This is a genomic window from Massilimicrobiota sp. SW1139, from assembly GCF_012027715.1.
GTDB classification, from domain to species: Bacteria; Bacillota_I; Bacilli_A; order Erysipelotrichales; family Coprobacillaceae; genus Allocoprobacillus; species Allocoprobacillus merdigallinarum.
Map to the genome: position 1 here is coordinate 1 of NZ_SJOR01000043.1, position 1,923 is coordinate 1,923.

Here is a 1,923-nt window from a genome sequence, read left to right on the forward strand (position 1 = left end):
AAAGACAAACTATTAAATGTCAATAATTAATTTAAATAATTATTTTTAATAGTGTTTGTCCTGATTGAGAGGAGCAATCCGATGTTCTTTGATGTATTTAGTGGATTTTTGGGTGCGCTAAAAACAACTTTTCAAAATATATATTTTGAAAGCTCTTATATTTTAGATTTTCTGTTTTTTTAAGCTATTGATTCGGTCGTTTCGTTTTTATAAACAAAGCGATGAATTTCACCATTGACATCAGAATATTGATAAATCTGTTTTCTGGTATTCTTTGGAAAATCTAAAGATATTGAATTGAAGAACGTATTTCGGGTTTCTTCTGGTAATCGCATGATATTTTCATGCATGATTACAAAACTGCTTTCGTTTTTCATGATTGAATAGATATATCTGGCAATACGATTGGCAACTGCAATAACTGCCAGTTTATGACGCTTCTTATTTCCGTTCTTCACTCTTTCAAATAAGTGCTTAAGAACAGGATTGTGTCGTCTGGCAAATTCAGCAATCATGTAAAGAGCGTGTCTCAGATATTTTGATCCTTTCTTGGAAATCTTGCCCATGATTTCCACGGACTTGCCGGAACGCTTGTTTCGTGGCGATGAACCGCTGTAAGAGACATAATGGTCAGCATTCTTGAATCTGAAGATGTCTCCGGTTTCAGCGATGATAACTGCAGCTGTCAAAGGACCACAGCCAGTGATGGTCATCAATAGACTGTAAACATTAAAAGTGGCGGCAAGCTTTCTGATATCTTTTTCAATCAGTTTCAATTGTGCACGAATATTGAAGATGCTTTCAACAGTGTTGGAAATAACGCATCTTATATGATCGGATACATGTGGAACCAGTGTATCCTGAGCATAATTGAATAGCTTATCTATCTTATCCAAACTGCAGCGATGCTTGGTTGCTTCGTAAACGAGATAAAACACTTCATTTTTGGAAGCATTTATGATATCATGCGAAGTAGGATATTGAGATAAGACAGCTAGAAAAGCAGCTGATTTAGGTTCAAAAACATACTGAAGTTCAGGGAAATAACAATCACAAAGGGCAATGAGACGGTTAGTTTCCTGAGAATGGAGTTTTTTAATCTGATAATGTCTGTGAACGAGAGCCTTAAGATCTTGATATCCATTTTTGTTTTCAAAGACAGAATCTGAAACATATCTGACATCATCATCAGTTCCAATAATGGTACTGATAGTTTGAGCATCCAAAGGATCAGATTTGGATATATTATGGCTTTCTCTCCATTTATTGACGAAATCAGTATTAAGCTGATGGATTTCTTCATCGCTGTTACAGTTTTGTTTAATAAAGCTGTAGACATTAGTAGAATAGATACCAGTGACCTCCAAAGCAAAATAAGTGTGAAGACAGTGTTGATCATTGGAATACTTTCTCACAGTATTTAAAAACTCAACAACATCAGATTTAATGAACTTAAAAGATAATTTTTTTCTAAGGAAACGGGGTTTGACTGATCTTAATTCAGGGACAGCCAGAACAGCAGCATCAGCCTTGCCTTTAGAGACATCAATGCCAACAAAAAGATTGTAATCGTAATTTTTCATAAAATAATGACCTTCTTTCTCAAGTATGTAAATGGTTTTGAATTGCACCTCTAAATCAAGACAAACGCAACCTCGCAAATACGGAGACAAGTGAGAAACACTGCTGCAACAAACTCATTCGGGTATAAAGCACGCCTTGAACAGAGGATTAAGTCTTTTTGAAGCGGAACATAAAGAGATGGCCGCAGAGGTGGAGAATAAAACCTTGATTCAAAACGAAACTATTATCTTAAAAAGAGAGTGTAGAAGCAAGGAAATTTTTAAACAATTGAGATATCTCAATTGTTTAAAAAAGGAAATCCTTAATTCAAACTTCTATACATATTATACGAGAGGTGGT

Annotated in this window: 2 protein-coding genes; one reads left to right on the plus strand and one right to left on the minus strand. The window is 34.9% G+C overall.

Annotated features, from left to right (window positions below):
• Positions 1-179 precede the first annotated feature (179 nt).
• Entirely contained in the window at positions 180-1,583 is a 1,404-nt protein-coding gene (locus tag E0K96_RS12015) for an IS110 family RNA-guided transposase (RefSeq protein ID WP_168083442.1), read from the minus strand.
• Between the two features lie 136 nt (positions 1,584-1,719).
• Here E0K96_RS12015 and E0K96_RS12140 point away from each other — a divergent pair.
• Positions 1,720-1,923: hypothetical protein (locus E0K96_RS12140; RefSeq protein WP_206080743.1), on the plus strand; the 204-nt coding region annotated here is incomplete at its 3' end.